Here is a 22,699-nt window from a genome sequence, read left to right on the forward strand (position 1 = left end):
ACACCAACACCGACGCCAACACCAACACCGACGCCAACACCAACACCGACGCCAACACCAACACCGACGCCAACACCAACACCGACGCCAACACCAACACCGACGCCAACACCGAGCCCAGGTACAACCCCGACCCCCAGCCCAGCACCCCCAGGCGAAGGGATCCGACTGGTCAAGCGGATTACCGCTCTCAACGGAACTCCTATCCCCGAATTCTTCGACGAGCCCACCGACCCCAACGACAACCCAGGGATCCCTTGGCCAGGCGGAGCCAGCACCTTCCTGCAGGGGGCCATCAACCTGCCGGTGCGCCCAGGAGCGCGGGTGCAGTTTGCCATTTACTTCCTGCTGGACTCGCCCGCTTCCACCTTTGTGGTGTGCGATCCCCTGGCGCCTGGCTTGCAGTATGTGCCGGGCAGCCTGTCGGTGAGCACAGGGGGAGGGGGATCCTTCATTCCGCCGGGTGGGGCTGTGCCTCCTGCTTGTGGGGGCATCAGCAACCCCAACGGCGTGGTGGTGGTGAACGTGGGGGGAGGCAGTTCTGGCTCAGCCGGGGTCATCCGCTTCGAGGTCACCGTTCCTAGGTGAAGCCCATTCCACACCTTGCCCCTCAACCGGGAGCAGCCTCTCATCCCAAGGTGTAGCCATGCCTTATCGGCTGGCAGAAGGGAAATGAGAGTGGAAAGAGTGGAATGGGAAATCCACTGCAGCCAGCGGTAGATTTAGGGAGAGGAGGTCTTCGAGGTTAGCCGATTGCCAAGCCCCTCTCCCTGTCTATGGCTTGTTGCCGCAGGTGAGCAGGGGGAGATCCTCTTACTGGGCCATCTTGATTGACAGAGAGGCAAGGTGTGGGCAAATACAGCTCTAGGTTCGTATTGCCTTTGTTGGCGAGTATAGCAGCAGCAGGTTTGCAGTTGCCTTCGCCGGCACAGACTACGATCACCGTCACCACCCCAAGCGATGCTATAGCCACTGATGGCTTCTGCTCTCTGCGGGAGGCCGTGATAGCTGCAAACACCGATTCAGCAGTGAATGAGTGTCCTGCGGGCTCAGGTGCAGACACGATTGTGCTGTCGGCAGCGACGACCTACACCTTGTCGAAAGACGACGATGGGCTGGGACACCAAACCGACTCTGGAGCGGACAACGACGATTTGGACATTACCAGCACCATCACCATTCAAGGCAACGGGGCGACGATCCAGCGAGATACTTCGGTAAAGTGCGATCTAAATGGTAGTGCAGCCAAAGGCGAGTTTCGGATTTTCCATGTCAGCAGCGGAGGCAAGCTCAATCTACAAAGTGTAGCGATCAAAGGCGGCTGTGCGGATGGAGCCAATTTTCCAGATACTGCCGGTGGCGGTGTTTTTGTGGAGGTCGGCAGTCAGCTTGCAGTCTCCGAGGTTCAGATCTCCAGTAATGGGGCTTTTTCTTTCGGGGGCGGCATCCACAACCTGGGCACAGTAACTATCAACAAAGCCGATATCTCGGGGAACAGTGCTAACCAGCAAGGGGGTGGCATCCACAACGGCAGCGGCGGTAAGGTAAACGTTACCAACGCCGGCATTACCAACAATGGTGCCGGCAAGGAAGGGGGCGGCATCTATAACCTGGGCACGGCAACCATCAGCGAAACTGGAATTTCCAACAATGGCGTTGGTGACAAAGGGGGCGGCATCTACAACGGCAGCGGCGGCACGATAACGGTTACCAACGCCGACATTGCCAACAATGGTGCTGGCAAGGAAGGGGGCGGCATCTACAACGGCAGCGGCGGCACGATAACGGTTACCAACGCCGACATTGCCAACAATGGTGCTGGCAAGGAAGGGGGCGGCATCTACAACGGCAGCGGCGGCAAGGCAACAATTACCAACACTGGCATTTCCAAGAATGGTGTTGGTGAGAAAGGGGGCGGCATCTACAACTTGGGCACAGTAACCATTGACGCAGCGGGCATTTCCGACAACGGTGCCGACCAGGAGGGAGGTGGCATCTACAACGGCAGCGGCGGCAAGGTAACAATTACCAACACTGGCATTTCCAAGAATGGTGTTGGTGAGAAAGGGGGCGGTATCTACAACCTGGGCACAGTAACCATTGACGCAGCGGGCATTTCCGACAATGGTGCCGGCCAGGAGGGAGGCGGCATCTACAACGGCAGCGGCGGCACGGTAACGGTTACCAACGCCGGCATTGTCAACAATGGTGCTGGCAAGGAAGGGGGCGGCATCTACAATTTAGGCACGACAAACATCAGCAAAACAGGGATCTCCGGCAATAACGTTAGTGAAAAGGGGGGCGGCATTTACAACGGCAATGGCGGCAAGGTGACCCTCAACGCAAGCGAGATCTCCTTCAACAATGTCGGCCAGGAGGGGGGAGGCATCTATGTTTCCAGCAGCAGTACAGTAAACATTACCAACAGCACCCTATCAGGAAATAGTGCTGGCACAAAAGGCGGTGGCATTTACAATCTCGGCACCAGCAGTCTAAGCTTTGTAACAATTGCATCGAACTCAGCTTCAAAAGGTGGAGGTATTTTCAACGACGCCACAGCCAACCTCAGAAACTCAATCGTAGCAAACAGTACAAGCGGAGGTAATTGTTCCAACGCTGGCACTCTCACCCCCAGCGGGGCGAATCTCGACACCGATGGAAGCTGCCCAGGACTTACGGCTGTGACCTCAGCAGCTTTGAACCTTGGGCCACTGGTCAACAATGGTGGGCCGACCCAGACCCATGCCCTTCTGGCAGGCAGTGTAGCCATCGACGCTGTGCCAGCCGGGCAGTGTACCGACCTGAACAGTAGCCCTGTCAACCAGGATCAGCGGGGTTTTTCCCGACCTGCTGGAGTTCGGTGTGATGTAGGAGCATATGAGGAGCAAGCTCCGCCCACCCCCACCCCAACACCGACGCCAACACCAACACCAACACCAACGCCGACGCCAACACCCACTCCAACACCGACGCCGAGCCCAGGTACAACCCCGACCCCCAGCCCAGCACCTCCCCCAGGCGAAGGGATCCGACTGGTCAAGCGGATCAGCGCCCTCAATGGCCTCTCCATTCCCGAATTCTTCGACGAGCCCACCGACCCCAACGACAACCCAGAGCTCCCCTGGCCAGGCGGAGCCAGCACCTTCCTGCAGGGGGCCATCAACCTGCCGGTGCGCCCAGGAGCGCGGGTGCAGTTTGCCATCTACTTCCTGCTGGACTCGCCCGCTTCCACCTTTGTGGTGTGCGACCCCTTGGCAGCGGGTTTGCGGTACGTGCCGGGCAGCCTGTCGGTGAGCACAGGGGGATCCCCTGTGGCCCTCAGCGACGCCCAAGATGGGGATAGGGGGGCCTTCATTCCGCCGGGTGGGGCCGTGCCGCCTGCTTGTGGGGGCATCAGCAACCCCAACGGTGTGGTGGTGGTGAATGTGGGGGGAGGCAGTTCTGGCTCAGCCGGGGTCATCCGTTTCGAGGTCGCCGTTCCTAGGTAGGAGAGCCGTGTAGCCATGCCCTTGGAGAAGTTGGTCCCGCTATTGCGGTCGCAAAAGCGTCGTGTAGCGATGACGGCTTTCCCCCAGGTGGAGTGAGCCAGTCGTGGAGATATCTATCGAGGTTTGACAGTCTATCGAGGTCTGACAGCGCTTGCCGCCTGTGACGGTGGGATGTCAGGCTGAGACAGGAGTGGTTTTGCAGTCGGTAGGAACCATGACGCAGCGTGCCCAAGGATTTTGGCAATGGGGATCCCTTTGCCGGATTGGCCTCTACGTAGCTGCTCTGCTCTGCGGGGTGGCGCTCTGGGGGATCCCGGCCTTGGCTCTGCCCCAAGGGGATGCCATCACGGATCCCCGTACCCTCTTGCGGCGGGCGTTGCCTATTCAGGAAACGAAGCTGCTGGAAATTGATGAGGCCATCTCCAAAATCGACACCGACCTGAAGTACAACCGCTGGTCAGCGGTGCGGGGAGATGTGCGCCAGGTAGAGCACCTCTTGGATCGCTATGGAGATTCCCTGCTGGCCGGCTTGCCTCCGGATCGGGTGACCCCAGCCTCTGAACAGATGGCTGCGCTGCGGGAGCAGTTGCGGGTGATCGGCCAAGCCAGCGAGCGCAAATCCAAGGGTAAAGAAGAGGCCCGCGCTGCCTACGACCGTCTAGTGGACGAGTTGGGATCCCTCGAAAACAACTGGGTGGGGGCTTTCCCCTACACAGTGCCTGCTGAGTATGCCGACAAACCTCAGCTCTTGGGGCGGGCAGAGGTGGAGCTAAACACCACCGCTGGGCGCATGGTGATCACCTTAGATGGCTACAGCGCCCCCATCACTGCCGGCAACTTTGCCGACCTGGTGCAGCGGGGCTTCTACGATGGCCTGACCTTTGACCGGGTGGAGACCTTCTTCCTGGCGCAGGCCGGGGATCCCCCTGGCCCTGCCGATGGCTATGTGGATCCGGCCACGGGCAAGGTTCGCACCATCCCCATGGAGATTCGCGCCAAAGGCGAGGTGATGCCCCGCTACGGCCAAACTTTTGATCAGATGGGCCTGTGGGATGTGGAGCCGGCCTTGCCTTTTTCTGCCGAAGGGACGGTGGCCATGGCCCGCTATCCCGACGATCCCAACAGCGCTTCTTCCCAGTTTTTCATCTTCATGGCCGAACCGGATCTCACCCCCGCTGGGCTCAACCTGATGGATGGCCGCTATGCCGTGTTCGGGTACGTTACAGAGGGAACGGAGGTGCTGCGCCACATCAAAGTGGGGGATCGGATTTTGAGTGCCAGATTGATTTCCGGCCAAGACAACCTCAAAACTGGAGCCTAGAGGGGATCCCTTCCTTCCTGCCTAACTGTGTCGATAAGCCGCCGTACCGTCGCCGCCCCTGCAGAGGGCTGGAAGCGAAAGGGAAATTTGCCCCTGGCCAACAGGCGCAGACCCAAAGGCACCAAGCTGAGCAGCCCTTTGGGATCCCGGCCCACCACCTGCAGGGCAAAGCGGCGCTCATCTATCCAACCACCGGAGCGCACCAGTTGCACCAGAGTCTTGCGGTGGCGGATGGCTATGGGCAAGGACTCCGTCCGAATAGCGCGAACAGCGTGCTGGCGGGAACGGTCGGTGGGCAGAGCAGCGGTCTTGTCTGCATGGCGGGAGAGGATCCCCTGTTTGAGTTCGGTGATTTGATCCAGAGGTGCCACGCCCATCGGGCAGACGCTGTTGCAGTTCCAGCAGCGGGTACAGCCCCAGACACCAGCCAAGCTATCCAGAGCCTGCAGGCGTTGTTCCCGTTGGCTGTCGCGGCTGTCTTGGACGAGGCGGTTGGCTCTGGCCAGAGCATGGGGGCCGACAAACTCTGGGTTCACCTCTTTGGCATTGCAATCGGAATAGCAGGCTCCGCAGAGAATACAGCCACCGGCAGCGTTGAGATGCTCCCGTTCGGCAGGCAGCTGTAAAAACTCTCGCTCCGGGATGCGTCGCCCCGCCGTGCTGACAAAGGGATCCACCCGGCTGAGATCGTTCCAGAAGGGCTGCATATCCACCACCAGATCCCGCAGAACGGGCAGGTTTCCCAGAGGGCCGATGCGAATAGGCTGCGGCTGGGGGCTGCGGGGATCCAGCTCTTCGCCCACATGTCGGCCACAAGCCAAGGCTGCCCTACCGTTGATGCGCATGGCGCAACTGCCACAGATGGTGTTGCGGCAGTTTTTGCGGAAGGCCAAGCTGCCATCCTGCTCCCACTTGATCTGGTTGAGGCAATCGAGAATGGTGGCGCCAGGGGATGTCTCCAGCCAGAAGGACTGCCAGCGGGGCGGCTCCGGCGGCAACTGTCGGAAAATCTGAAATTCTACTCGCAAAGTGCTCTGCACCGCTGAAGGGAAAGGGGATCCCATCCTAGCTGATACATTTACGCTGAACACTGCTGAACATCACTGTTCAACTATGCAGCGATAGCATTCTGTTTGTTTCCAAACAGAATGGCGGTATCCCGCAAAGCTTTGAGTAGAATACCCAAAGCGCAGTTTCCGTGTCGTCTTACTACCAAGTCTTACTACCAATTTTCTGCTTTGCTTTGGCTACCATGTTGGCAGACTCGAAAGTAAACAGAAAGATCAACTGGTAGTAATCCGTACTGAACATATTATACATTATTTCAGTATAGTTGAGCTTATTATTGACTAGAGTCATGCTCTCTCCCTATTGCTCCGCAACGCTAACGGGACAGCAGAAGTGGCTACAACGCGCGGCTGAGGGCGCTCCCCGGCCCCTGAAACAACAGCCAAGAAATAAGGAAGTTGGTGACAAACACGCCCAGCAGCGCCGTAACCACTGCATCGGTGGTGGAGCGGCCCACCCCCTTGGCCCCTCCGCTGGTGGAAAGGCCCCAGTTGGAGCCGACAATGGCGATCAAAGACCCGAACACCATCGCCTTAAAACAACAGACGAGCAAATCCCAAGAGGTCAGAAGGGTTTGCGCCGAGTTGAGAAACACTGCAGGAGAGATGTTGTAGGCCGAAGCGCAGATGACCATCCCCCCCACCAGCCCCGTCAGCAGGGAGAGGATGGTGAGCACCGGCAGCATCAGCCCCGCAGCCAGCACCCGCGGGATCACCAGATAATCCACCGGATCGGTGCGCAACAACAGCAGAGCGTCGATCTGCTCCGTGACCTTCATGGTGCCCAGCTCGGCAGCAAAAGCGGATCCCACCCGTCCGGCCAAGATCACCGCCGTCACCACCGGCGTCAGCTCACGGGCAAGGGCAATCGCCAAAACTCCCCCAATTAGGGAGGAAGCGCCAAAGTTGATGAACTCCCGCGCCAACTGGATGGTGAAAACGCCGCTGATCACCACCGCCGTAATCAGAACAATCAGCAGCGACTCCAGCCCTACCGCCGAAAGCTGATCCAGGGTGTTGCGGCGATGGATACGACCCCGCATCAGATGCAGAATCACCTGACCGGTCAGGAGAAAACTGCTGCCCACCCGCTGCAACCAGCTCATGGTTTCTGTCTCAAGAAGCCGTTATCGCTAGGCGACGCTTTGGCGACCCCGTTAGCGGGGCGGAATCCTTTGGGGTTGCCGGTTCCGCCGGCAACTGAAAGCTGGGCACAAACGAGGCCCGTGTCAGGGGTTGATCCAGGATCAGCCCCTCGCCCCCCAGCACTTCTAGGGCACGGCCTTCCACCGAGATCCACACCCGGGCGCCAGGGTTTTGGCTGGTGGCCGTGTAGAGCACCTGCGCAATCCGGCTCATCATCGCCGTGGATCCCCCCCCTTGCGTGAATTCGGGGGAGAAGTTGAGGAAAATATCGTCGCCCTCCACCCGCACATCCAACACCCGCGTCTGGGGGGGAATGGCCGTGGTGAGGTGGGGATCCCGGGGGCCGGCAATCAGCTCCTCCAGAGCCAGGCGGATGGCTTCCTGAGCGTCGAAGGCGCGAACCGTGCGCTCTTGCTGCACATAGTAAATGGAGTTGTCGGCACTGGTCAGCCAATACAAGGAAAGCGTCTGCCGCGGCCCAATGGTGTACCACCAGGCTGCCCCCATCGCCCCCAGCCCCAGCAAAAAGCCGAGGATCCCCAGTTGTAGGGCCCGGCCCCGACGCGGGCGGGAACGCCGTCCTCCCAACCTGACGGAGCTGAGCTGTGCGGTACGGCCTCCGTAGTGGCTCATCGCTGGCGATCCCCCTCTCTAACCTAGCTCTAGGGTAGCGAAGAAAAGCCCTCCCTGCCGGGGATCCCCCGTAGGCTGGACAGGCAAAAGCGCGGCAGCAACTGGGATCCCTTTGTTTGTATGATGATGATGATTTAATTTATCAACCCGGCATTGCTGAGTCGATAACTGAGCACACAAGGAGCTGAACCTCAATCATGGTTACTGCCACCGCTACTGCCACCAATGTTGGCTACATCACTCAGGTCATCGGGCCTGTGATCGACGCCGAATTTCCCAGCGGCAAGCTGCCCGAAATCTACAATGCTCTCAAGGTGGAGGGCACAACCGAAAGCGGCCTGAAGGTCAAGGTCACCTTTGAGGTGCAGCAGCTTTTGGGGGATAACCGCGTGCGTGCAGTGGCCATGTCTTCGACCGATGGCCTGGTGCGGGGCATGCCGGTGGTGGATACGGGCGCTCCGATTACTGTGCCGGTCGGGCAGCCCACCCTGGGGCGCATTTTCAATGTGCTGGGAGAGCCGGTTGACCAAGGAGAGCCCGTTCAAGCCCAAGAATTTGCCCCCATCCACCGCAGTGCGCCTGCATTTGTCGATTTGACGATCAAGCCAGAGCCCTTTGAAACCGGCATCAAGGTGATCGACCTGTTGGCCCCCTTCAGAAAGGGCGGCAAGGTGGGCCTGTTTGGCGGTGCCGGCGTCGGCAAGACAGTGCTCATCCAGGAGCTGATCCACAACATCGCTGAGGAGCACTCTGGCCTATCGGTGTTTGCGGGCGTGGGAGAGCGCACCCGCGAGGGCAATGACCTCTACAACGAGATGAAAGAATCCGGTGTGCTGGACAAAGTGGCGCTGGTCTATGGCCAGATGAACGAGCCACCGGGTGCCCGCATGCGGGTTGGCCTGACTGCCCTGACCATGGCAGAGTACTTCCGCGACGTTAACAAGCAGGATGTGCTGCTGTTCATCGACAACATCTTCCGCTTTGTGCAGGCCGGGTCGGAAGTGTCGGCGCTGTTGGGCCGCATGCCCTCGGCGGTGGGTTACCAGCCCACCTTGGCTACCGAAATGGGCAACCTGCAAGAGCGCATCACCTCTACCAAGCAGGGATCCATCACCTCGGTGCAGGCGGTGTATGTGCCTGCTGACGACTTGACGGATCCGGCCCCAGCAACCACCTTTGCCCACCTCGACTCGACGGTGGTATTGTCCCGCAGCTTGGCAGCCAAGGGTATCTATCCGGCGGTGGATCCCCTGGATTCCTCTTCCACCATCCTGCAGGCGGACATTGTGGGCGAAGAGCACTACAACACTGCCCGGGCGGTGAAGCAAACGCTGCAGCGCTACAAAGAGCTGCAAGATATCATCGCCATCCTGGGGCTGGACGAGCTGTCGGAAGAGGACAAGCTGGTGGTGGCCCGTGCCCGCCGCATCGAGCGTTTCCTGTCCCAGCCGTTCTTCGTGGCGGAGGTGTTCACCGGCTCCCCCGGCAAGTACGTGAAACTGGCAGACACCATCAAGGGCTTCCAGCGCATTTTGTCGGGAGAACTGGACGATCTGCCGGAGCAAGCCTTCTACTTGGTGGGCACCATCGAAGAGGCCATCGAGAAAGCCGAGAAGCTCAAGTCCAAGTGAGCCCTCACCCCCAGCCCCTTTCCCACAGGAGGAGAGGGGAGTTGCCGATAGCGCGGCGACTGGGCTCCCCAGGGTTGAAGGGGGGAACGCCCTGGTGGCATTGCTGACTGAAAGCGCTCCCCAGACCCGGCAGGGCTCCTTCTTTTCGGGGGAGCCTTGGTTTTATCTACAGGTGGGACGGCTGCTAGGGATCCCCGGCGACAGGCCCGAAGCGATAGCCCTTGCCGTAGACGGCGTGGATCAATTCTGCTGCCCCGGGCAACCTGAGGCGTCGCCGCAGCAGGCGCACCTGGGCTGCCAAGACGTTGCTGCTGGGGGGATCCTCTCCGGCCCACACCTGCTCGTAGATCTGGTCGTGGGTGAGCAACTGGCCGGGATGGGTCATGAAGTACTCCAGCAGGCGAAACTCTTTTTGAGAGAGGTGGATCATCCGCCCCTGCCGGTAGGCCACCTGGTTCTCCCGATCCAGCTCCAAATCCCCGACCTGCAGGCGAGGGATCCCTTCTCCAGGGCCGGTGGCCCGCCGCAAGAGGGCTCGCACCCGCGCCAGCAGTTCCCGCAGCTCAAACGGCTTTACCAAGTAATCATCTGCCCCGGCATCCAGCCCTTCCACCCGGTCGTCTAGGGTATCTTTGGCCGTCAGAAACAGGATAGGAGTGGTGCCATCCACCTGCCGCACCCGCTGACAGAGGGAAAGCCCGGAGAGCTCCGGCAACATCCAATCCAAGACCAGCAGATCGTAGGGCAGAGCGGGGGACTTTTGCAGCAGTTCCCAGGCTCGCCCCCCCGTGTAGGCCACGTCCACCGTGTAGCCCTCTCGCCTCAATTGCTGGGCCAGAGAATCGGCCAACTCCACTTCATCGTCCACCAATAAAATCCGTGCCATAGGACTCCGTCCCGCTAACGCGAACACCTCAGGACTCGGTCTCGCTGTTGTCTTGGAAACAATGTGGAGCGCTGACGTACTCAGAAAAGGACTCCGTCCCGCCAGAACTGGAGAGCGGCTCAAGCTGCAAGGATAGATCGTAAAGGCGGCGCCGCGTCCAGATGGGGGATCCCTGCAGACGCTGGGCCAACCGGCGGCTGGCTGCGGAGCGGGATAGGCCCTCGGCCAGCAACCGGGCCATTTCTTGGCGAATTTCCGCTTCCGAAGCACCGTCTCCCAGCCCGTTCAAGGACTCCGCCCCGCCCCTGGCAGGGTTGTTGCTTTGTAACGCTGTCGCGACGGGGCCGCGAACGGCACCGACATATCCCTCAAGCAAGAGGGTGAACTCCCCTCGGGGCGGCTGAGCAGCGCAGTGCTCCAAGGCTGCTGCCAGGGATCCCCGCCAGAAGGACTCATACAGCTTGGTCAGCTCCCGCGCCAGCACGATCTGCCGCTCTGGGCCGCAGTGATCCAGCAGATCCTGCAGAGTTTGGCGCAGGCGATGGGGGGCCTCGTAAAGGATGAGGGTGCGGGGCTCTTGGGCCAACTGCCGCAGGCGGGCTTGTCGTTGGCTGGGTTTAAGCGGCAAAAATCCCTCGAACACGAATCGTTCTGTGGGCAGGCCCGAAGCGGTCAAGGCCGCAACAGCAGCTACCGGCCCCGGCACAGGGATCACCGGGATCCCAGCTTGAATGCAGGCACGCACCAGCTCTTCTCCCGGATCGGAAATGGCGGGGGTGCCGGCATCGCTGATCAGGGCCACCGACTGGCCCGCCGACAGATACTTCAGGAGTTGAGGGATCCGCTGGGCAGCGTTGTGCTCGTGATAGCTGATGAGGCGGGCGGAGATTTGAAAATGTTTAAGAAGCTGGCCGGAGTGGCGAGTATCTTCTGCTGCCACCCAATCCACCTCGCGCAGAACCCGCAGCGCCCGCAGGGTGATGTCTTCGCGGTTGCCGATGGGGGTGGCCACCAAGTAAAGGCTGGCGGTGGGGTGTTCCATCCCGATAACCTATTCTCCGCTCCAAGGGCTTGCTGCCAACAATTGGAGATCACCTCGGATCCCCAGATTAACTTCTCTTGGCCGGTGCCCCGATACCCAGGCATCTGCCTTTCGTGCTAGCGTTGCGTAGCAACAATGAGGAGTGAGGATTGAGAAGTGAGGCTCTTTTCTCTCTGCTCTTTCCTCTTTTCTCTCTGGAGAAGGATCCCGGTGCGCTTGACAACGCGGGCCACCTATAGCATCAGGGCTTTGTTGGATCTGGCTATGCTCGGCTCCGGGCAAATGGCTTCGGTGCGGGCCATTGCCGAGCGACAGGGGATCCCAGCTCCCTACCTGGAAAAGTTGCTGATTGAGTTGCGCCAGGCTGGCTTGGTTTGTTCCCAACGGGGGGCCCAGGGGGGCTACCGGCTGGCACGGGCACCGCGGCGGATCCCGATTAGCGCCATTTTGGCGGCAGTGGGAGAATCCTTGGATCCTCTCATGGACAGTTCTAATCCTTCAGCCGTGCATCCGGCGGAGCGGCTGGACTGGGTGACGGAAGCCCTGTGGAAGCGGATCGCTCGGCAAGTGCAGCAGGTGCTGGAGGAAACCACTCTGGAAGATCTGTATTTTGATGCCCGGAGCTGGCAAGCGGCTCAGGATCAGGAGAGTGGATTTGTGGTTTGAGCCTGCTGGCGGGATGGAGTCATCGCTGTTTTTTCCGGCCCAACCGACTGCCGGGCTGGTGCTGGCGGCAGCTTTGGTATTGGATTACCTGCTGGCGGATCCCTGGGGTTGGCCTCATCCAGTGCGGGTGATGGGGGCTGTTATTGCCTGGGGGCAAGGCTATATCCTCAAGCACTGTTCGACTCCGCAAGCACAACGGTGGGGCGGGGCAGTGCTCACCCTAACTTTGGTGGGGGGATCCTACGGCATAGGCTGGGGGCTGGTCGCCATCGGCAATGCCATCCACCCCTGGGCAGGGATCCTCGTGCAGGTGATCCTGATGGCCAGTTGTCTGGGAGGGCGCAGCCTGCGCTTTGCTGCGTTGGAGGTGTTGGATCCCTTGGAAAAAGGGGATCTGCCGGAGGCCCGTCAACGGCTCAGCCGCTACGTGGGGCGGGATACAGAGCACCTGACGGAGCCGGAGATTTTGCGGGCGGTGATTGAGACGGTGGCCGAAAATACCCCCGACGGAGCGACTGCCCCTCTGTTCTACGCCTTCTTGGGAGGGGCACCCTTGGCCTTGGCCTACAAGGCCAGCAGCACTCTGGATTCGATGGTAGGCTACCGCCATCCCCCCTTCACCCATTTGGGCACGGTGCCGGCCCGCTGTGAGGATGGGCTGACTTGGCTGCCCTGCCGCCTGACGGTGCTCACCCTGGCCCTGCTCAGCCGGGATCCCTGGGGGTTTTGGCAGCGGTGTCGTCAGGATGCGCAGGCGGATCCCAGCCCCAATTCCGGGTGGAGCGAAGCGGCTTTTGCCTGGCGGCTGCAGATCCAACTGGGGGGAACCAATTTCTATCAGGGGATCCCGAAGGTGAAACCCAAATTGGGGATCCCGGCTCGCCCTTTGACCCCGCAAGTGGTGCAGGAAAGTTTGGGGCTGCTGCGACAGGTTGTTTGGATTTGGGGGAGTTTGATGGTGGGAGTGACATACTCCCATCACTGACCCTACGGGTACAGCGTGGGCTTCGCGCTTCAAAGTGCTACGCACCGCTGACGCGAACGGGGAGCCTACGCAAGAACCCTCCACGCGCAGACACGGAATGCCCTACCGCGTAGTTGTACCAGATTCCGGCAACGCCGTTTTGTACAACCATGTTGATTATAGTACAGAATATATCCGCCTTTCATCCCGACCCTCCTGCTGTTACAGAGAGTGCGGGGCTTCCCGGCGAGCTAGCTAAACGGCTTGGAACGTCGCATGCGCATGGACAAGAGCTCCGGGATCCGAGAGCTTTTCTATCCTAAGGGGTAGGCTAGCTCAGCACCCAGCGCTGCAGGGCAATGCCGAGCAGCAGGCCAAGGCCGCCGAAGCGCACCACTTGCCAAAAGGTGGCAGGGACAGGATTAAACACCTCTAGCACATAAGCCTGGAGGCGTTGCTCCAGTTGGCTGGCTTCGGCTTGGATTTCAGCCCATTGTTCAGGGGAAAGCTGGGCCATGCGCTCCAGTTCCCGCAGATCGGCAAGGCGAGCCTGGAGACTCTGGAGTTTTTCCTGCAGAGCCTCGAGAGAATCGGAGGGAAAGGATTCCGTCCGAATAGCGCGAAAGGACTCCGTCCCGCTATCGCGATTGGGGTTGGCCGTCACGGCTGGGCCTTTGTAGGGGGGTAGGCTTGGGGAGAACGGGATCCGGCAAATCCGGTTTGGATCTCGTTGAAGGGTTTGGCTTTGATCAGCCCTGGGGGAACGGGATCCAACTTGAAGAGGGCGCGAATAGCGTTTTCCACCTCGGTGATGGGGCGGTTGCCGACGGATTGATAGACGATATTTCCCTCTGGGTCGAAGAGGAGGGTTTGAGGCACTTGTCCGGTGTAGTATTGGCCGCGCTCGTCGCCGGGTAAGAGGGAATCGACCGAGTAGGGAATGAAATAGACTCCCAGCCCGTAGCGAACCTGCAGGTTGGCAATGGTGGCAGCGTATTTTTTGCAATCGCTGCTGTCATCGATGTAGTACACAAGGAGGGCCGGGATCCCTTGCTCTTTTGCCTGCTTCAGGGAGACGCGGGGGGGGATCATGCCGCCGTTGGCCCCGTAGAGGGCAAAGATGTTGCCATCGTAACGGTCGTCGTTGAGCAGAGCACTGGCGGGAGGGGAAAACCAACCCGTCAAAGTGATGAGCAGAGCCACCAGGAAGATACGAAGCAACAGCATGATCTCATGCTCTTCTGTGGAGGGATCCTTGGCGATCAATCTTTAGAGGTGGGGGATTTTCTCATTGTGCCATCTTGCGCTGTCGCTGCGTCGTTGCCGTTCAACACTGACGCGACCAGGGTCGAGGTGGAGACGGAAGAGCATGGGCTTGTATGCGCTTGAAAAAAGCCCAGAAGGTCAACTTCACGTTCGGGGACCCAAAAGTAAGCGAAACGGGCCTGTTAGCGGCTACAGGCTCAAGCGGCAAAATGAATGCGCAGGTAGTCTTCTTCCATCTTGGCGCGGGCCGGGGTCATGGCCGCCAAAGTCTGAGGCAGCACCAAGTTGCGGCGGTGGTTGCCGATGCGGATGTTCAGCTCATCCCCGGTTTTGGTCAATTCCACCCGCTCTTTCGGGATCCCGGGCAGGTAAAGATCCAGTCGGTACTGGCCGTTGTCGGTCACCACATTCAGAGTTTGCTCGGCATAGAGCACGTCCGCCGGGTTGCGATCCCCCCAAAGGTCTTTTTTCAGGCGGGCCAGGGCATCCCACCCCACCAACTCCTCGGAGTACAGCGGGATCTCGAAGACCGGCAGGGGGGCAAAGTTTTCGTGGATTTCCTGCCGATATCTTTGCTGGGCAGCCTTCCAAGCGGCAAAGTAGGGATCCACCACTCCATCCGGCAAGATGCGGTTGGCGATCACCAAATCGGTGGCCACCCCGTAGAGGCTGAGGTAGGCGTGGGCCCGCAGCGATTCTTTGATCACCATCTTTTCCGGGTTGGTGACCAGCCGCACGGAGGTGATGCGGTTATCGGTGAGGATGCGCTCCAGCCGCTCGATCTTCTGATAGAACTCATAAGGAGCATCCAGCACCTGGTCATTGGGCAGCGGGATCCCGGTCAGCCCCTTCACAATCGGCTCGGCAATAGGACGCAGCATTTGCGCCAGCCCCTGCAGGGGTTTGTAGAACCTGCGCATGTACCAGCCAGAAACATCCGGCAGGCTCAAGAGGCGCAGGGCCGTGCCTGTAGGGGCCGAGTCGATGATCAACACATCGAACTTGCCTTCGTCGTAATGGCGATTCACCCGCACTAGGGCAAAGATCTCATCCATCCCTGGCAAAATCGCCAGCTCCTGTGCCTGCACCCCATCTAGCCCTCGCGCCTGCAACACCTGGGTAATGTAGGTTTTGACGGATCCCCAATTCAGCTCCAGTTCGTTGAGGGCGTCCAGCTCCGCCCCCCAAAGGTTAGGTTTGACCTCGACCGGCTCATGGCCCAAGGGCTGATCGAAGCTATCGGCCAGAGAGTGAGCCGGATCTGTGCTCAGCACCAAAGTTTTCAGGCCAATCTCGGCACAACGCCAGCCGGTCGCCGCCGCCATCGAGGTTTTGCCGACTCCACCCTTGCCGGTCATGAGGATGATGCGTTGCATGAGAGTGCCATTTACATTCTTTTACATCCCTAGCCTAACCGATTTGCTGTGCTCTTCGAGAGGCAGCCAAGGGGTTGGGGTGCAGCCAGCAGGTAAACTATTCATTTGGTTGCCCAATGATGGCCAAGAAACTGACGGCAATGATGGCCAAGAAATCAAGCCTGTTGCAGGCATGTGGGAGGTGTGTGATGATCTGTCGCTGGCGGAGTGTGTTGCTGGTTGCCATCCTGACACTGGGGCTATGGCTGGGATCCCTTCCTGTGCAAGCGGCTGCTGTCCTGCCCCGAGAGCTGCAACAACTGGAGCAACAGGTGGAGCGGCTGCAAAGCCTGGTGGAGGCGGAGGACTGGTTGGAGATTCGCTCCTACATCCACGGGCCGATGGGACTCACTCGTAAGACCTTGACCGGCCTGGCGGCTACCCTGCCGGATAAGCAAAAGCGGGAAGTGCTGCGCCTGGCCAAGGAGATGGGCCGCAGCTTGGAACAACTGGACTTTGCTGCCAAAGCCTATGACCAACCTGAGGTGGAAGCAGCCCAAGCCAAGGTGAAAAAGACGCTGCAGGAGCTGGAGGCTGCGTTTTCCTAGTGGGGATCCCTTCTCTCTTTGGCGAATAGCGTCGTTTCAGGTTAGGGTGAGACGCCTGGGCTGCTGAAAAAAGCCTTCTGACCCCATGCGTTATTGCTCCGCAACGCTGACGCGACGACGCGACCAGCGTTTTAGGTGGTTTTAGGTGTGGGTGAGTGCCTTAGTTTGAATCGAAATGACATAAAAGCACTCCAGAAAAGCAGGGATCCCCAAACAGGGATCCCCGATTTTATTTGGCCGGAGCCGCAAGCCAAGCTAGGGCTGCCGCCGGAAGCTCCTGACTTCCAAAACCGGCCCTACCTGAGCCACCGTCACCATGTCTTCTTTGATCTGTCCCTGGATGGTGACCTCTAGCCCCTCTTGCAAGAGCTCTTTGGGGGCACGGAAAAGGGCGTAGTGCTCGCCGGAAGGCAGGGTTAGCACCCACACCCCCCCTTCAATATCCAGGAACTGGATGGTACCGCTGTACTCTTGCATCACCGCCTCAGCGCCAGCCCGGTTGCCGTGGACTGAGATTCCGTAGCCGCTTGCGCTCCCAAGTAGGCCAGGCCCAGGCAGAGCAAGCCATTGAAGAGCAAGAAGGAGCGACCCAACCAAGCAGAGGATCCAAGCCATAGCACCCCCTCATAAAACAGGGATCCGGACAAGAGCAGATGCGAGGCCATGCCGATGCACAGGCCGATCACCGCCCAGCGCCAGCGCCGATGGCCCAGGAGCAGCAACATCAACAGGCCCGGGATCAACACGCTGGCAAATAGGGGGTTCAAGGCATTGGTCTGGGCAAAGGCGGTGCCCAACTCCGGCAGGGAGCTGCCCGCCAGTTGGAAGGGCCAACGGGGGCCACCGACAATCGCCAGCCCCTGTAAGGGGAAGAGACCGGCGCTGCCCAACAGGATCCCGGCTAGCAAAGGCACCGTCTGCAGCAACCGCTTGGGAGCCAGCCACCAGCGGATCAGCACCAGGATGATGTATCCGCCCACCACCATCAGCAGCTTGGGCACCAGGGCAATCGGGCCGCCATCGAACCAGAAGCGCGGGTTGAGGTAGCCATTGTTGTTCAGGTACTGCAGGAAGTCCTTCAGCCAGAGCACCAAGGGGTTTTCGTCCTGTTGTCCTGTGGCCCTGGCCAGCGCCTTGGCCGCATCCAAACGACCGGCCCCGTAGAAGTTCTGTTTGTCGCCGGGCACCGGGGTAGCCGACATTTTCAGCACTTCTTCCACCTTGTCCGGGTCTTTGATGCCCTGAGCCTGGATCAGGGCTGCCACACCGGCTACGTGGGGAGTGGCCATGCTGGTGCCTTGGAAGTAGGCAAAGACCGGCTCGTTGGGGTTACGACGGTTGATGGTTTGCTGCAGGATGCCGTACTCGGGGTGATCAGGCGTTTTGGCTCCGCCGGGAGCAGAGATGTCCACCCCCACCCCATAGTTGGAGTAGGGGGCTTTCTCCCCGTTGGGCCCCGTGGCCGAGACGGCGATCACATGCGGGTAACGGGCCGGGTAGCTCACCTGGTTGGAGTTTTCGTTGCCAGCGGCTGCGATCACCGTCACCCCTTTGCTATGGGCATAGGCCACTGCCTCTTCCATCAGTTGGGCAGAAGCGCGGCTACCCAGGCTGAGGTTGATGATCGTAGCCCCGTGGTCGGCAGCATAGCGGATCCCTTCCACCACATCCGACAGGGATCCAAAGCCATTGGCATCCAACACCCGTACCGGCATGATCTTGGCCTTGAAGGCAATGCCGGCTACACCCAAGACATTGTTGGTGGATTGGGCGATGGTTCCCGCCACATGGGTGCCGTGGCCGTTGAGGTCTTCCGGATCCTCATCGTCATCCACAAAGTCGTAGCCCTTCACAAATTGGGTTTGGGCTAGATCCGGCACTCGTGTTACTCCCGTGTCCACCACGGCTACCGTCACCCCTTCCCCTTGGGAGATGTCCCAGGCTTCCGGCATGCGGATGGCCCTGAGGTTCCATTGCTGGGGATAGAGGCGGTCATTGGGCACGAAAGCCGCCTGGAATTGATAGTTGGGGTGAGCATACTCGATCAAGGCTTCGTCGGTGAGCCGCTTAACCAGCCGCCGCGTGGATCCCAGGTGGTTGGCATCCACGTCAAACAGATAGATCGCTTCCTGGCGGGCAAAAGCGCTGTTACTGCTGGGGCGGAGCGTCAAGTGATACTCTTTAGCGATAGCAGCAATCTGACTGGGGGTGGCCGTGTTTACAAAATTGACCACGATGCTGTCGTAGGGGGCGGATCCCTTGCCGCAAGCCGTCAACAGCAAGGCCATCAAGCCGGCGCAGCAAAGACCCAACCAGCGTCTGAATTTCATAATTCACGCCCTCGGGATCCAAAATTGTTGCAACCAGTATGCCCTCTGGATTGACAATTGACGAGATGAGAGCCGGCATGGGGGCAAAATTGCCAGAAGGTGCAATCTTCGCCGCGCAAGAAGGGATCCCAGCCCTGCCGAGAAAGTGCTATGACAAGATGAGCGTAAATTGCCGCTTGGAGGGGGGAATCAGGATCGATGGATAGAGTCTTGCAGCTCATGATCCAGGGTTGGTATTACTCCATCCCCCTGTTGACGTTCTCGGTCTTCTCGGTGGCCTGTTGCATTGAGCGGGTGCTGTTTTGGTGGAAGATCACCCATCGGCAGGAGGAGGTGGTGCAGCAAGCCCTGAGCCAGTACCGGCGCAACCCGCGCGCTGCCCAGTATTTGCTGGAGCAAAATGCCGATTTGCCGATTGCCCGCATCTTTTTGGCCGGGTTGGAGCTGAACGAGGCCAGCCCGGAAGATTTTAAGCTGGCTCTGGAAACGGCCCTGGCGGCAGAAGTGCCTCTGCTGAAGCGCTTCAACACGGTCTTCGACACCGTAATCACCGTTGCCCCCTTCTTGGGCTTGTTGGGCACCGTCACCGGCATCATCCAGATCCTCAGCTCCATTCAACTGGGGGATATCGGCGGCACCGATACCCAGGGGGTAGGTCGGGGGATCGCCGAAGCCTTGTACTCGACGGCCTTTGGACTGATTGTGGCTATTCCCACCCTGTTGATTTCCAACGTCTTCCGCTCTTTGTACCTGCGGCAACTCTCTAAGATCCAAGAGTACGGCGGCATGCTGGAGCTGCTGCATCGGCAGCGGCAAGAGATGCAGGCCCAACAGCTTTCCCAGTATTCCTACACCCAATCTAGCCCCAGTGGCAGCTCCACCCTTCCCCCCTACTCCTCGCTTGAGCCCTCCTAACCTATGCGCATCCCCGAAGAGAACTTCCGAGCTGGCGAGATCAACATCGTGCCCCTGATCGATGTCATCTTCTCGATCCTGGTGTTTTTCGTGATTGCCAGCCTGGTGCTCACCCGCTCCGAGGCTCTGGATGTCAACCTGCCGGATGCCACTACAGCTGAAGTTCGTCTGCAGCCGGATGTAACGGTGAGCGTGACGGCGGAAGGACAGATTGCCGTCAATCAGGAGAAAATTGCCGATATTTCTGCCCTGATCCCGGCAGTGGAACGCATCCTGGCCGAGAAGCCGGCTGAAGGGCGGCGCTTGGTGGTGATCAACGCCGATTTGGCGCTCTCCCACGGCAAGGTGGTGGAGGTGATGGATACTCTGCAGCGGGTGCCCAATGTCAGCCTGGCAATTGCCGCCCGCCGCCCCAGCAGTAATCGGTAGCCAGCTTAGGATTTGGGCCAGTTTTGTCAAATATAGTCATTTCAGGTTAGGGTGAGACGCCTAGGCTACTGGTCGCGCCAGCGGGACGGAGTCCTTGAAAAACCTTCTGGCCCTCTGCATTATCGCTCCGCAACGCTATTGCTCTGCAACGCCGACGCGACCAACGTTTGGGGTGTGGGTGCAGTGTCCTGGTTTAAATCGAAATGACCATAGACCCAGTTTTCCGGTAAGCTCATTTGCTAACCCGCTCTCTAGCCTGGGGGTGAGGGGTCATCCTGCGCCCAGCACCTGAATCAGGAGTGCCTTTTGCACATGTAGGCGATTTTCCGCCTGATCCCACACGCGGGACTGGGATCCCTCCAATACTTCAGTGGTGATTTCCTCTTCCCGGTGGGCCGGCAGGCAGTGCAGCACAATGGCTTCCGGATCTGCCTGTTGCAGCAGCTCGGCATTGACCTGGTAGGGCAGAAAGGTGGCCTTGCGGGCCTCGGCCTCAGCTTCTTGACCCATGCTGGCCCACACGTCGGTATAGACCACCTGGGATCCAGAGACGGCTTCCTGGGGATCCTGCAGCACCAACACCTGGGATCCCTGGGCCAGAGTGCGGGCTTGCTCCACCACTGCCGCATCCGGCTCGTAACCGGGGGGGGTGGCGACGCGGATGTGGATCCCGCTCATGGCACAACCCAACAGCAGGGAGTGGGCAACGTTATTGCCATCGCCGCAATAGGCCAGGGTCAGGCCCGCCAGTTGGCCAAAGTTCTCCTGAATGGTGAGCAGATCGGCCAACACCTGACAGGGGTGAAACTGATCGGTGAGGGCGTTGATCACCGGAATATCGGCATACTCGGCAAAGGTTTCCAGCTCCTTCTGGTGGTAGGTGCGAATGGCAATCACATCCAGGTAGCGGGAGAGGACGCGGGCCGTATCCTGCAGGGGCTCGCCGCGGCTCACCTGCATCACTGTCGGCACCAGATCGAGGGTGCTGCCCCCGCATTGGGCCATGGCTGCCGTAAAACTGGCGCGGGTGCGGGTAGAAGCCTTCTGAAACAACAGCCCCAACACCCGACCCCGCAGCTCCACCCGATAGGGATCCCGCTTTAACTCAGCCGCCTGGGCTAGCAGGGCCGACAGCTCCGCCGGGGTTAGGTCGCTGAGCTTGAGCAGATCCCGTCCGACCAAATTCATGGATCCCGCGATCTTCGACCCCGCCATTGTGCTACGCGCCACCTACAGAAACAATAAAAGCATTTTCAACCCAGGGTTGGTGGACAGTCCTCAAGGGTTTGGCCATTCCCTCAACCACGGCTTCAGGAATGTCCATCTCAAACCCATCAAAACCGCTCCCAACACCGGCTAACGTGAAGAAGAACGAATGGCCTCTTGGGCCTGTTGCCGACGGGCAGAGATCTGAGCCTGCAGAGCCTGGATGGCAGCAGCGTACTGTGGGTCGGCTGGGGTGGCCACCAGCTCTCGGTTCTGGCTGAGCCGCTTCAGATCTTCCTCGGACAATTCCACCAAAATATCGGGGGTAATGCCCTTGTGGTCAATGTCGTTGCCGTTGGGAGTGCGATAGCGGGCGATGGTCACCGCCAGCCCCGAGCCATCAGACAGGGGATGCACCGACTGCACCAGGCCCTTGCCGAAAGTTTGCGTGCCGACGATCACGGCGCGCCGGTTATCCTGCAGAGCCCCCGACAAAATCTCGCTGGCGCTGGCCGAGCCACCATCCACCAAAACGGCCAAAGGTTTATCGGTGAGGGCCGTGTTGTTGGCCGTCAGGCGATCCTGCTCCCCTTGGCGGTTCACCGTCGAGACGATGCTGCCCCGGTTGATCCACATGCGGGCAATCTCGGCGCTGGAGTAGAGCAGCCCCCCTGGGTTGGCGCGCAGATCCAGAACATAGGCGGCTACCCCTTGTTTTTCCAGCTCGCGAATGGCTTGGCGCACCTTCTCGGCGGCGTTGCCGGAAAACTGGGTGATGCGAATGTAGCCGATGGGCAGGCCGTTCTCCTCGTGAACCTTGTAGCGCACGGTGGCCAGCTCAATTCTTTCCCGCACCAAATCGAACACCTTCAGCCCTTCCCCCTCGCGGCGAATGGTCAGCCGCACCCGCGTACCCGGCTCGCCCCGAATGAGGTTGACTGCAGCGTTGGTGTCCATGCCTTCGGTGGACTTGTCGTCGATGCGCACGATCACGTCTTTGGATTTGATCCCAGCCCGGTCGGCAGGAGACCCTTCAATGGGGGAGATCACCACCAGCTCGTTTGTCTCCTGATCCATGCCCAGCGTGATCCCCACCCCGCTCAGCTCACCGGATGTATCGATTTGCATGCTGGCAAACTGATCCGGATCCAGAAAGCGGGTGTAGGGATCGTTCAGTTTCTTCAGGGCTTCCCGGATGGCCGCGTAGGCATCTTCTCGGGTGGCATACTCTCGGCTGAGCAGATCCCGCCGCACCGCTTCCCAATCCAGGGAATTAAAAGACGGATCCACATATTCCCGATTGACAATTTGCCAAACCTCGTCCACCACCTCTTTGGGATCCCGGCGAAACCCCGCCCAACCCGGCATAGATAGCTGCACGCCGACCAGCGACACCGCTGTCATCACCGCAGCCGTTGCACTAACCACAAACCCACGCTTTCTCATTGGCTCTCCTGGAAGGCGCTAAATCGAGGTTGACGAGGTGGATCTCTAATCGTCAGGGAACTGGGTTTCGAGCAAGGGTCTTCCCCTATCCAAACTTCAGCTTAGAAGCATCGAGAGCAAGGAAAGGCTCCCCTGCTGCAGCAAGTGGGATCCAGACTTTGGTAGGCTACAGATACCCCCAAGCGACTGTGCCCAACCTAGCATAGGGATCCCTTCTGGGGGTGCTCCTGGGATCACAGTTCAACACAACTTATCCTCACAGCTCTTCTTCATATCAATGGGCACCTTTGCCCCTGTTTG

General features: G+C 59.6%; 21 protein-coding genes and 2 pseudogenes. 10 read left to right on the forward strand and 13 right to left on the reverse strand.

The features are described from left to right. From ACVWZ1_RS06565 to ACVWZ1_RS06575, 3 genes and pseudogenes are all read left to right on the forward strand, one after another. A pseudogene (locus ACVWZ1_RS06565) lies at nucleotides 1-588 on the forward strand (hypothetical protein); the annotation flags it as partial. Between the two features lie 440 nt (nucleotides 589-1,028). Beyond that, a complete protein-coding gene (locus ACVWZ1_RS06570) occupies nucleotides 1,029-3,488 on the forward strand; it encodes a choice-of-anchor Q domain-containing protein (RefSeq protein WP_457502899.1) in 2,460 nt (819 codons plus the stop codon). 214 nt (nucleotides 3,489-3,702) lie between these two features. Beyond that, a complete protein-coding gene (locus tag ACVWZ1_RS06575; RefSeq protein ID WP_457466658.1) occupies nucleotides 3,703-4,809 on the forward strand; it encodes a peptidylprolyl isomerase in 1,107 nt (368 codons plus the stop codon). Here the strand turns inward: ACVWZ1_RS06575 and ACVWZ1_RS06580 are convergent. The 4 genes and pseudogenes from ACVWZ1_RS06580 to ACVWZ1_RS06595 all read right to left on the reverse strand — a co-directional run bounded on the left by ACVWZ1_RS06580 (nucleotide 4,806) and on the right by ACVWZ1_RS06595 (nucleotide 7,655). Further along, the gene (locus ACVWZ1_RS06580) at nucleotides 4,806-5,837 is read right to left on the reverse strand and encodes a succinate dehydrogenase/fumarate reductase iron-sulfur subunit (protein ID WP_414342869.1); all 1,032 of its coding nucleotides are present in this window, start codon (nucleotides 5,835-5,837) and stop codon (nucleotides 4,806-4,808) included. The two genes, ACVWZ1_RS06575 and ACVWZ1_RS06580, sit on opposite strands and share 4 nt — an antisense overlap. A gap of 83 nt (nucleotides 5,838-5,920) precedes the next feature. After that, nucleotides 5,921-6,117 (reverse strand): annotated as a pseudogene (locus ACVWZ1_RS06585) (hypothetical protein); the annotation flags it as partial. Nucleotides 6,118-6,214: 97 nt separating this feature from the next. Further along, nucleotides 6,215-6,982 carry an MlaE family lipid ABC transporter permease subunit gene (locus ACVWZ1_RS06590; protein ID WP_457502900.1) on the reverse strand — a complete coding sequence of 256 codons (768 nt, stop codon included), beginning with the start codon at nucleotides 6,980-6,982 and terminating at the stop codon, nucleotides 6,215-6,217. 10 nt (nucleotides 6,983-6,992) lie between these two features. After that, a complete protein-coding gene (locus ACVWZ1_RS06595) occupies nucleotides 6,993-7,655 on the reverse strand; it encodes a GerMN domain-containing protein (protein WP_457502901.1) in 663 nt (220 codons plus the stop codon). Nucleotides 7,656-7,852: 197 nt separating this feature from the next. Between ACVWZ1_RS06595 and atpD the strand changes: the two genes are divergently transcribed. Next, nucleotides 7,853-9,286, forward strand: a complete 1,434-nt coding sequence (gene atpD / locus ACVWZ1_RS06600) for a F0F1 ATP synthase subunit beta (RefSeq protein ID WP_457502902.1) — start codon at nucleotides 7,853-7,855, stop codon at nucleotides 9,284-9,286. Between the two features lie 184 nt (nucleotides 9,287-9,470). Here the strand turns inward: atpD and rppA are convergent, their stop codons facing one another. Together rppA and rsmI are read right to left on the reverse strand one after the other, a co-directional pair. Then, a complete protein-coding gene (gene rppA, locus ACVWZ1_RS06605; protein WP_414349658.1) occupies nucleotides 9,471-10,172 on the reverse strand; it encodes a two-component system response regulator RppA in 702 nt (233 codons plus the stop codon). 28 nt (nucleotides 10,173-10,200) lie between these two features. Then, the gene (gene rsmI, locus ACVWZ1_RS06610) at nucleotides 10,201-11,214 is read right to left on the reverse strand and encodes a 16S rRNA (cytidine(1402)-2'-O)-methyltransferase (RefSeq protein ID WP_457491690.1); all 1,014 of its coding nucleotides are present in this window, start codon (nucleotides 11,212-11,214) and stop codon (nucleotides 10,201-10,203) included. 210 nt (nucleotides 11,215-11,424) lie between these two features. On the opposite strand from rsmI, the gene ACVWZ1_RS06615 reads away from it, so the two are divergent. Beyond that, nucleotides 11,425-11,880, forward strand: a complete 456-nt coding sequence (locus ACVWZ1_RS06615) for an Rrf2 family transcriptional regulator (RefSeq protein ID WP_457466653.1) — start codon at nucleotides 11,425-11,427, stop codon at nucleotides 11,878-11,880. Between the two features lie 13 nt (nucleotides 11,881-11,893). Further along, nucleotides 11,894-12,865, forward strand: a complete 972-nt coding sequence (cbiB, locus tag ACVWZ1_RS06620) for an adenosylcobinamide-phosphate synthase CbiB (protein WP_457502928.1) — start codon at nucleotides 11,894-11,896, stop codon at nucleotides 12,863-12,865. 310 nt (nucleotides 12,866-13,175) lie between these two features. Here the strand turns inward: cbiB and ACVWZ1_RS06625 are convergent, their stop codons facing one another. The 3 genes from ACVWZ1_RS06625 to ACVWZ1_RS06635 form a co-directional block, all read right to left on the reverse strand. Next, a complete protein-coding gene (locus ACVWZ1_RS06625) occupies nucleotides 13,176-13,508 on the reverse strand; it encodes a hypothetical protein (protein ID WP_457466651.1) in 333 nt (110 codons plus the stop codon). After that, entirely contained in the window at nucleotides 13,505-14,071 is a 567-nt protein-coding gene (locus ACVWZ1_RS06630) for a thylakoid membrane photosystem I accumulation factor (RefSeq protein ID WP_457388580.1), read from the reverse strand. Before ACVWZ1_RS06630 ends, ACVWZ1_RS06625 begins: the two co-directional genes overlap by 4 nt. 236 nt (nucleotides 14,072-14,307) lie before the next feature. After that, a complete protein-coding gene (locus tag ACVWZ1_RS06635; RefSeq protein WP_457466650.1) occupies nucleotides 14,308-15,486 on the reverse strand; it encodes a TRC40/GET3/ArsA family transport-energizing ATPase in 1,179 nt (392 codons plus the stop codon). Between the two features lie 188 nt (nucleotides 15,487-15,674). Between ACVWZ1_RS06635 and psbQ the strand changes: the two genes are divergently transcribed. Next, nucleotides 15,675-16,073, forward strand: a complete 399-nt coding sequence (gene psbQ, locus ACVWZ1_RS06640; protein ID WP_414356854.1) for a photosystem II protein PsbQ — start codon at nucleotides 15,675-15,677, stop codon at nucleotides 16,071-16,073. Nucleotides 16,074-16,328: 255 nt separating this feature from the next. On the opposite strand, the gene ACVWZ1_RS06645 is transcribed toward psbQ, so the two are convergent. Together ACVWZ1_RS06645 and ACVWZ1_RS06650 are read right to left on the reverse strand one after the other, a co-directional pair. Next, nucleotides 16,329-16,550, reverse strand: a complete 222-nt coding sequence (locus tag ACVWZ1_RS06645) for a hypothetical protein (RefSeq protein ID WP_414356853.1) — start codon at nucleotides 16,548-16,550, stop codon at nucleotides 16,329-16,331. Continuing rightward, complete coding sequence (locus ACVWZ1_RS06650; RefSeq protein ID WP_457502903.1) at nucleotides 16,550-18,403, reverse strand: S8 family serine peptidase; 1,854 nt, start codon at nucleotides 18,401-18,403, stop codon at nucleotides 16,550-16,552. The genes ACVWZ1_RS06645 and ACVWZ1_RS06650 overlap by 1 nt, the downstream gene beginning before the upstream one ends. 198 nt (nucleotides 18,404-18,601) lie before the next feature. Here ACVWZ1_RS06650 and ACVWZ1_RS06655 point away from each other — a divergent pair, with 198 nt between their 5' ends. Then, a complete protein-coding gene (locus ACVWZ1_RS06655; RefSeq protein ID WP_049749560.1) occupies nucleotides 18,602-19,318 on the forward strand; it encodes a MotA/TolQ/ExbB proton channel family protein in 717 nt (238 codons plus the stop codon). A 3-nt stretch (nucleotides 19,319-19,321) separates the two neighbouring features. After that, nucleotides 19,322-19,747: an ExbD/TolR family protein gene (locus ACVWZ1_RS06660; protein WP_414352051.1), complete on the forward strand. Its 426-nt coding sequence runs from the start codon at nucleotides 19,322-19,324 to the stop codon at nucleotides 19,745-19,747. 270 nt (nucleotides 19,748-20,017) lie between these two features. Here the strand turns inward: ACVWZ1_RS06660 and argF are convergent, their stop codons facing one another. Then, complete coding sequence (gene argF / locus ACVWZ1_RS06665; RefSeq protein ID WP_457466648.1) at nucleotides 20,018-20,935, reverse strand: ornithine carbamoyltransferase; 918 nt, start codon at nucleotides 20,933-20,935, stop codon at nucleotides 20,018-20,020. Here argF and ACVWZ1_RS06670 point away from each other — a divergent pair. Continuing rightward, nucleotides 20,934-21,107, forward strand: a complete 174-nt coding sequence (locus tag ACVWZ1_RS06670) for a hypothetical protein (RefSeq protein ID WP_414357621.1) — start codon at nucleotides 20,934-20,936, stop codon at nucleotides 21,105-21,107. The genes argF and ACVWZ1_RS06670 overlap by 2 nt on opposite strands. Here the strand turns inward: ACVWZ1_RS06670 and ctpC are convergent. Continuing rightward, nucleotides 21,104-22,399: a carboxyl-terminal processing protease CtpC gene (gene ctpC, locus ACVWZ1_RS06675; RefSeq protein ID WP_457502904.1), complete on the reverse strand. Its 1,296-nt coding sequence runs from the start codon at nucleotides 22,397-22,399 to the stop codon at nucleotides 21,104-21,106. The genes ACVWZ1_RS06670 and ctpC overlap by 4 nt on opposite strands. Nucleotides 22,400-22,699 lie beyond the last annotated feature (300 nt).

The organism is Thermostichus sp. MS-CIW-25 (assembly GCF_054060015.1).

Coding starts and splice junctions, on each gene's coding strand:
- ctpC (WP_457502904.1), bottom strand. CDS start 22,399: ATGAGAAAGCGTGGGTTTGTGGTTAGTGCAACGGCTGCGGTGATGACA.
- ACVWZ1_RS06595 (WP_457502901.1), bottom strand. CDS start 7,655: ATGAGCCACTACGGAGGCCGTACCGCACAGCTCAGCTCCGTCAGGTTG.
- ACVWZ1_RS06660 (WP_414352051.1), top strand. CDS start 19,322: ATGCGCATCCCCGAAGAGAACTTCCGAGCTGGCGAGATCAACATCGTG.
- ACVWZ1_RS06655 (WP_049749560.1), top strand. CDS start 18,602: ATGGATAGAGTCTTGCAGCTCATGATCCAGGGTTGGTATTACTCCATC.
- ACVWZ1_RS06635 (WP_457466650.1), bottom strand. CDS start 15,486: ATGCAACGCATCATCCTCATGACCGGCAAGGGTGGAGTCGGCAAAACC.
- ACVWZ1_RS06575 (WP_457466658.1), top strand. CDS start 3,703: ATGACGCAGCGTGCCCAAGGATTTTGGCAATGGGGATCCCTTTGCCGG.
- ACVWZ1_RS06645 (WP_414356853.1), bottom strand. CDS start 16,550: ATGCAAGAGTACAGCGGTACCATCCAGTTCCTGGATATTGAAGGGGGG.
- psbQ (WP_414356854.1), top strand. CDS start 15,675: ATGATCTGTCGCTGGCGGAGTGTGTTGCTGGTTGCCATCCTGACACTG.
- cbiB (WP_457502928.1), top strand. CDS start 11,894: ATGGAGTCATCGCTGTTTTTTCCGGCCCAACCGACTGCCGGGCTGGTG.
- argF (WP_457466648.1), bottom strand. CDS start 20,935: ATGAATTTGGTCGGACGGGATCTGCTCAAGCTCAGCGACCTAACCCCG.
- rsmI (WP_457491690.1), bottom strand. CDS start 11,214: ATGGAACACCCCACCGCCAGCCTTTACTTGGTGGCCACCCCCATCGGC.
- ACVWZ1_RS06590 (WP_457502900.1), bottom strand. CDS start 6,982: ATGAGCTGGTTGCAGCGGGTGGGCAGCAGTTTTCTCCTGACCGGTCAG.
- rppA (WP_414349658.1), bottom strand. CDS start 10,172: ATGGCACGGATTTTATTGGTGGACGATGAAGTGGAGTTGGCCGATTCT.
- ACVWZ1_RS06670 (WP_414357621.1), top strand. CDS start 20,934: ATGGATCCCGCGATCTTCGACCCCGCCATTGTGCTACGCGCCACCTAC.
- ACVWZ1_RS06650 (WP_457502903.1), bottom strand. CDS start 18,403: ATGAAATTCAGACGCTGGTTGGGTCTTTGCTGCGCCGGCTTGATGGCC.
- atpD (WP_457502902.1), top strand. CDS start 7,853: ATGGTTACTGCCACCGCTACTGCCACCAATGTTGGCTACATCACTCAG.
- ACVWZ1_RS06630 (WP_457388580.1), bottom strand. CDS start 14,071: ATGCTGTTGCTTCGTATCTTCCTGGTGGCTCTGCTCATCACTTTGACG.